This window comes from Candidatus Methylomirabilota bacterium, from assembly GCA_035260325.1.
Classification (GTDB): Bacteria; Methylomirabilota; Methylomirabilia; order Rokubacteriales; family CSP1-6; genus AR19.
Genome location: DATFVL010000268.1, coordinates 1 through 7218, shown reverse-complemented (window position 1 = coordinate 7218; position 7218 = coordinate 1). Strand labels below are relative to the sequence as shown.

General features: G+C 71.5%; 5 protein-coding genes. 1 reads left to right on the top strand and 4 read right to left on the bottom strand.

Annotated features, from left to right (window positions below; genetic code table 11):
- Positions 1–1950: CHASE domain-containing protein (locus VKG64_17215; GenBank protein HKB26777.1), on the top strand; the 1950-nt coding region annotated here is incomplete at its 5' end.
- Here VKG64_17215 and VKG64_17210 read toward each other — a convergent pair.
- From VKG64_17210 to VKG64_17195, 4 genes are all read right to left on the bottom strand, one after another.
- Positions 1947–3362: an amidase family protein gene (locus tag VKG64_17210; GenBank protein HKB26776.1), complete on the bottom strand. Its 1416-nt coding sequence runs from the start codon at positions 3360–3362 to the stop codon at positions 1947–1949. The genes VKG64_17215 and VKG64_17210 overlap by 4 nt on opposite strands.
- Before the next feature lie 171 nt (positions 3363–3533).
- Positions 3534–4478 (bottom strand): ABC transporter permease, encoded by a 945-nt coding sequence (locus VKG64_17205; protein HKB26775.1) that lies wholly within the window; start codon positions 4476–4478, stop codon positions 3534–3536.
- Between the two features lie 148 nt (positions 4479–4626).
- Complete coding sequence (locus VKG64_17200; protein ID HKB26774.1) at positions 4627–5586, bottom strand: ABC transporter permease; 960 nt, start codon at positions 5584–5586, stop codon at positions 4627–4629.
- 25 nt (positions 5587–5611) lie between these two features.
- A partial coding sequence (locus VKG64_17195) for a peptide ABC transporter substrate-binding protein (protein HKB26773.1) occupies positions 5612–7218 on the bottom strand: 1607 nt, incomplete at its 5' end.

Sequence of the window (7218 nt, the reverse complement as noted above, 5' to 3'; positions counted from 1 at the left end):
GAGTTCGAGCGGCGCGCCCGGGGCCTCGCCGCGGCCGTCGAGAAGGGGCTCGCCAGCGACCTCGAGGTCCTCTACGCGATCCGGGCGCTCGTCGAAGTCTCCCCCGAGGTGGACGCGCGCGCCTTCCGGAGCTTCGTCCAGGGCTCGCTGCGCCGGAACTCGAACGTCCAGGCGCTCTCGTGGAACCCGCGCGTCGGTGCGGGTGAGCGGGCGGCGTACGAGGCGGCGGGGCGGCGCGACGCCGGCGCCGGCTTCGCGGTCACGGAGCTCGGCCCCGACCGCCGGCTGGTGAGGGCCGGGGCGCGGGCCGAGTACGTGCCGGTGCGGTTCATCGAGCCCCGCCGCGGCAACGAGGCGGCGCTCGGCTTCGACATCCTGTCCGATCGCGTGCGGCGCGAGGCCGTCGAGCGGGCGCGGCGCACGGGCGCGCCCGCGGCGACGGCGAAGATCCGGCTCGTCCAGGAGCCCGGGCAGCAGTTCGGGTTCCTCATCCTCATGCCCACGTACCGCCGCGACGCCGCGCGCGAGGCCGCGGCGCCCCCCGCCGCCGACGTCGCGGGCTTCGCGGTCGGCGTCTTCCGGATCGGCGACATGGTGACCGCGTCGCTCGAGGGCCTGGACACCGCCGGCCTCGTGCTCCGGGTCGCCGACGAGACCGAGCGCCCCGCCGACCTCCTGTTCGAGCTCGGCTCCCCGGCGGCTCGGACGACCGACGAGCCGCGGCTCGGCTGGAGCACCACGCTCGACGTCGCCGGACGGCGCTGGTCGCTCGCCTTCGCGCCGACGCCGGCGTACGTCGCCGAGCGTCGCGGCGGGCTCGACTGGGCCGCGCTCGCCCTCGGGCTCGCGGTCACGGCGATCCTCGTCACGTACCTGGCGACGGCCGAGGCGCGCGCCGCCGCCCTCCGGGAGAGCGAGGAGCGATTCCGCACGGCCTTCGCCGACGCCGCGATCGGGATGGCGCTCACGACGCCGGAGGGGCACCTGCTCCAGGTGAATCGCGCCTACTGCGAGATCCTCGGCCGCTCGGAGCACGAGCTCCGCGCCGCCGGCTTCCCGTCGCTCACGCATCCCGACGATCGGGAGGCGAACGCGCGGCTCATCCGCCGGACCCTGGCCGGCGAGATTCCCGGGTTCGTCCACGAGAAGCGCTACCTGAAGTCCGACGGCGCGGTCGTGTGGGTCCAGAACAGCGTCTCGCTGGTGCGCGACGCGCGCGGCCGTCCCAGGAGCTTCATCGCGCTGACCCAGGACATCAGCGAGCGCAAGCGCGCGGAGGCGGACCTGCGTCGGATGTCGCGGAAACTCGTCGATCTCCAGGAGACCGAGCGGCGCCGCCTCGCGCGGGAGCTTCATGACGAGATGGGCCAGGCGCTCGGCGCCCTCAAGCTGAACCTCGAGCGCATGAAGGCGCGCCCGACGGGCGCCGATCACGGCACCTTCCTGGAGGAGAGCATCGGCATCGTGGACCACCTCGTGCAGCAGGCGCGGAGCCTGGCGCTCGATCTGCGCCCGTCGCTGCTCGACGATTTCGGGCTGGTCCCCGCGGTACGGTGGTACGTGGACAAGCAGGCGCAGCGCGCCGGGCTCACGGCCGAGATCCTGGACGGGATCGGCCGCACCGGCGTGCCCGCGGAGGTCGAGACGGCGTGCTTCCGCGTCGTCCAGGAGGCGATGGCCAACGTCGTCCGCCACGCGCGGGCGCGGCGCGTGACGGTCGAGCTCGCGCTCGACGGAGGCGACATCCTGCTGGCGATCGAGGACGACGGCGTGGGCTTCGACGCGCCGAAGACCCGGCGAAGCGCCCCGCTCGACGGCAGCTTCGGGATCCTCGGGATGGAAGAGCGTGTGACGCTGGCGGGAGGCCGCTTCGAGCTCGACTCGACGCCCGGGCGGGGAACGGTCGTGCGCGCGCGCTTCCCTCACGCGCCAGAGCGCGTGCCCGACTAGACCGCGGGCCGGAGGTGGGCCCAGGGCCGCGCGGCCTCGAACGCCGCGGCGGCGCGGAGGACGCCCGCCTCGTCGCGCCAGCGACCGGCGATCTGGAGCCCGACCGGCAGCCCCGCCTTCGTGAAGCCGCACGGGATCGAGATCGCGGGAAGGCCCACGGCCGTGAAGGCGTAGGTCAGGAGCGCCCACTCGATGTAGCTGCCCATCGGCTTCCCGTCGATCTCCGTCGGGGAGATCGTCTCGACCGGGAAGGGCGGCACCGCCGCGGTGGGCGTGACGATGAAATCGTGGCCGTCCAGGAACTCGCGCACGCGGGCCCAGAGCCCGGTCCGGAGCCGCTCGGCCCGGCCGATGTCGAACGCCGTCAGCTCGAGACCGCACTCGATGTTCTTCACGAGGTTCTCCTGCATGACGCCGCGCCACTTCGCGAGCTTGTCGGCGTGGCGCGCCACCATGCTGGCGCCCCGGCTCACGAGGACGACCTCCTTCACGCCGGTCATGTCCGGATGCGCTTCGGCGACGCGGCAGCCGAGCTTCCTGAAGACGTCGAGCGCGCCGTGGCAGACCTCGAGGACCTCCCGGTCCACCGGCGTCACGCCGAGGTCGCCGCCCCACGCGACGCGCGCGTCCCTGATCCGCGGCGCGCGCACGGCCCGGGTGAACGCGCGCGTGTCCACCGCATACGAGATCGGCGCGCGCGGGTCGGAACCCGCGATGGCGGCGAGCATCAGCGCGGTGTCGGCCACGGTGCGGGCCATCGGGCCCTGGACGCTCCAGGGGTCCCACGCGAGCGGGGCCGGCCAGACGGGGACGAGGCCCGGCGAGGTGCGAAAGCCCACGACGCCGCAGAAGGCCGCCGGGAGCCGCAGCGAGCCGCCGAGGTCGGAGCCCTGGGCGAGCTGGCCCATGCCCGTGGCGAGGGCGACGGCGCCGCCGCCCGTCGAGCCGCCGCAGGTCAGCGCCGGGTTCCACGGGTTGCGCGTCGGGCCGAAGACCGCGTTGAAGGTGTTGGCGCCGGCGCCGAACTCGGGGGTGTTGGTCTTGCCGAGGACGATCGCGCCGGCCGCCTTCAGGCGCTCCACGACGACCGCGTCCTCGTCCGGCACGCGATGCTCGAAGATCTTCGAGCCCTCCGTCGTGCGGATGCCCTTCGTGGACGTGAGGTCCTTGATCGACACGGGCACGCCGTGGAGCGGGCCGAGCGAGGCGCCACGCCGGAGCGCCGCCGTCGCCCGCCTCGCCGCCTCGAGCGCCTGCTCCGCCGCGACGGTGCAGTAGGCGTTGAGCGGAGGGTTGACCCTCTCGATCCGCGCCAGGACCGCGCGCGTCACCTCGAGCGGCGAGACTTTGCGGCGGCGGATCAGCGCGACGAGCTCCGTCGCGGGCGTGAAGCAGAGGTCCGTGTCGGTCACCGGGCCAGCACCACGCGATTCACCGGGCCAGCACCTTGCGTGGGTCCAGGGCATCCCGCAGCCCGTCGCCGATGTAGTTTCGTCGGCGGGGGGCTGCGCCCCCCTCCGAAACCTCCCCCCGGTCGAGTGCGCCGGCCAAGCCGGCGCTCGAAGCGGGCATCCACACGCGCCTCACCGCGCCAACACCTTGCGTGGGTCCAGGGCATCCCGCAATCCGTCGCCGATGTAGTTGATGGCCAGCACGGTGAGGAAGATCGCGGTCCCGGGGAAGATCGCCCAGTGCGGGGCGAAGTCGAGGTTGTCCTTCGCGTCGAAGAGGAGCCGCCCCCAGGTGGGGATGTCGGGCGGGAAGCCCAGGCCGAGGAACGAGAGCGTGGACTCCGCGATGATCGCCGCCGCGACGTCGAGCGAGCCCGCGACGATGACGGGCCCCATCGCGTTCGGCAGGATGTGCCGGACCACCTGCCGGAGCGGCGGCGCGCCCAGGCTCCGCGCGGCCTCGACGAACTCCTTCTCGCGGAGCGACAGGAACTGCGCGCGAACCAGTCGCGCGACGGGCATCCAGCGGAGGCCCCCGATCACCGCGACGATCATCACGAAGAGGCCCGCCTCCGGCCCGAGCGTCTTCTTGAGCGTGTCTCGGAAGAGATAGACGATCAGCAGCAGCAGCGGGAGCGACGGCAGCGAGAGGAACAGGTCGGTCACGCGCATGAGCGCGTGGTCCACCGCGCCGCCGACGTACCCGGAGCCGGCGCCGACCAGGGTGCCGATCGAGATCGCGATCAGCATCGCCGTGACGCCGACCGCGAGCGAGATCCGCCCGCCGTAGAGCATCCGCGCGAGGAGGTCCTGGCCGAGATCGTCGGTGCCGAGCGGGTGGCTCCACGTCGGCCCCTTGAGCTTCTGCTTGAAGTCGATCTCGTTGATCGGCAGGCGCCACGCGAGGGGGCCCGCGCCGACGCCGGCGACCATCACGAGCAGGACCCCCGCGCCCACCATCGCGAGACGGTGGCGGCGGAAGCGGCGGGCGGCCTCGCGCCAGAGCGAGGTGCGCGGCGCCGCGATGGCGACCGGGAGCTTCTCGAGCGCGACCTGGGAGGCCGCCGGCGGCGTCATTGTAACGGGGGCCGCGAGGCCGGTGGCACTCGGGACGTGCCCTGAGAGAGATGCGTGGCGGCTGCGTTCCGCAGGGCGCGATTCATTCGCATCGAGGGCCGCGAGGCCGGCGTGGACCGTGGGTGGCCTGCCAGAGGTGCCCGCGGCGTCATCGGTAGGAGATCCGCGGGTCGAGCCAGCCGTACAGGAGGTCGGCGGCGAGGTTCGAGACCACGACGAGCGCCGAGTAGACGAACGTGACCGCCATGATCACCGGCGTGTCGTTCGCGAGGATCGAGCTGATGAGGAGGGAGCCGATCCCGGGGACGCGGAAGATCTGCTCGGTGACGATCGCGCCGCCGAAGATGCTCGGGATCTGGAGCGCGACGAGCGTCACCACCGGGATCAGCGCGTTCCGGACGACGTGCTTGACCAGCGTGACGCGCTCCGAGAGCCCCTTCGCGCGCGCCGTATTGACGTACTCGAGCCGGATCACGTCGAGGACCGCCGCGCGCATGAAGCGCGTCACCGCCGCGGCCTGGAAGAGACCGAGCACCGCGACCGGCATCAGGGACTGGCGGGCGTACTCCCAGTACCAGCGCCACCCGGTCGCGCCGATGTCGGCGCGGAAGATGAAGGGGAGCCAGTCGAGATAGATGCTGAACAGCAGGATGAACAGGAGGCCCGTGAAGAAGGTCGGCAGCGAGAAGCCGATGAGCGCGAAGGTCGTCGCGGCCTGGTCGAAGACCGAGTAGGGGCGGAGCGCCGAGTACGTCCCGATCGGCACCGCGATGAGGATCGCCAGGAGCTGCGCCGAGCCGAGGACGCCGAGGGTCACGGGCAGGCGCTGGAGGATCAGCGTGTCCACGTCGACGCGGCTCACGAAGGAGAACCCCCAGTCGCCGCGGAGCATCGAGCTGAACCAGCGCGCGTAGCGCAGGGGCAGCGGGTCGTCGAGGCCGAACTTCGCGCGGAGGTTCGCCCGTACCTCCGCCGGGACGTTGGCGTTCGTCGCGAGCTCCTCGAACGGATCGCCGGGTGCCAACGCCAGGACGGTGAAGAGGACGACGCTGATCCCGACCAGCACGGGGATCGAGATCAGCGCCCGGCGTACGAGGTACTTGGACATGGGGCCCGCGCCGCGGCGGGCGCGGCTACGCCTGCTTGGTCCAGTACGCGAGCGCCCAGAAGTCGGAGTCCCAGCCGCTCTGGACCGCGTCGCGCAGCTTGTTCGAGATGCCGGCCACCCGCGGCCGGAACACGACCGGGATCACGACGACGTTCTGGATCACGAGGTCGTTCAGCTTGACGAAGAGCGCCGCGCGCTTGACCGGGTCGAGCTCGGCCTCGGACGCGCGGAAGACCTTGTCGTACTCCTCGCTGCGCCAGCGGGTGATGTTGCGCCCCTGCCACTTGTTCGCCTTGGACGCGACCTCCCAGGAGGTGAACTGGTTCATGAAGAACTCGGGGTCCGGCGAGGTCATCGTCGTCGTGTACATCTGGATGTCGGTGTAGAAGTGCCCGTAGGTATCGGGGTTGGCCGCGTCCGACGAGAAGTACACCGACGCCGTCACCGACTTCAGCTCCATGTCGATCCCCGCCTTGGCGGCCGCCTGCTTGACGATCTGCTGGTTCTTCTGGCGCAGCGGGTTGATCGACGTCTGGTAGACGAGCTTCAGCTTCTTGCCGTCCTTCTCCCGGATGCCGTCGCCCCCGCGCTTCCAGCCCGCGGCGTCGAGGATCTGGTTCGCGCGGTCCACGTTGAACTCCCACGTCATGTTCTTCGACGCATACCGCGACGGCGAGTTCAGGAAATTGGCGGTGGCGATGCCCGTCCGTCCGTAGATCTGCTCCTGCACCGAGCCGCGGTCCACGAGCAGGCTGAGCGCGAGCCGCACCGCCGGGTCGACGAGGAAGGGGTGCCGCGTCTTGATGGACGAGCGCTCGCCGTCGACTTCGGTCCACGGGTCGGTGAAGTTGCACTGGATGTGCTCGATGTTGCCGCCGGCCACGATGTCGGCGCGCCCCTTGCCGCCCTGCTCGAGGCGCTTGAGCATCTCGTCCTCCACCTGCAGGTTCCACGCGTAGTCGTACTCGCCCGTCTGGATGACGGCGCGCGCCGCGGAGGCCGCGTCCCCGCCGCCCTTCATCTCGACCTGGTCGAAGAAGGGCCGGTTCGGGATGTGGTAGCCCGCGTAGAGCTCGCCTCGCACGATGTCGCCGGGCTTGAAGTCCGCGAACCTGTAGGGGCCGGTGCCGACGGGCTTGAGGTTGGCGGGCGCCTCGCGCGACTTGTCGCCCTTGTAGGCCTGGAAGAGGTGCTTCGGGATGATCGCGCCGCGGACACCACAGAAGGGATCGGCCCAGAACGGCGTCGGCTTCTTGAAGACGATCTTGATCCGATGGCTGTCGAGCTTGTCGATGTGCTCGATGTTCGTGTAGGAGCCCTGGGTGACCGCCGCGGTGCCGGGGTCGATCACGTACTCCCAGTTGAAGACGACGTCGTCGGCGGTGAACGGCTTGCCGTCGTGCCAGGTGGCGTTCCGCTTGAGCCTCCAGGTGACCGAGCGCCCGTCCCTCGCGACGCCGCCGTTCTGCACGCTCGGGACCTCCGCCGCGAGGAAGGGGACGAGGTTGCCGTCGGGGTCGAACGACGCGAGCGGCTCGTAGAAGATGCGCGAGGCATCCTGGTCCTTCGTGCCGACCGCGAAGTGCGGGTTGAGCAGCGTCGCCCCCTGCCACCACAGGGTCTTGAGGGCGC

Bases quoted from the DNA above. Each gene is read 5' to 3' on its own strand.
- VKG64_17200 (HKB26774.1), bottom strand. From the start codon at position 5,586: ATGTCCAAGTACCTCGTACGCCGGGCGCTGATCTCGATCCCCGTGCTG.
- VKG64_17205 (HKB26775.1), bottom strand. From the start codon at position 4,478: ATGACGCCGCCGGCGGCCTCCCAGGTCGCGCTCGAGAAGCTCCCGGTC.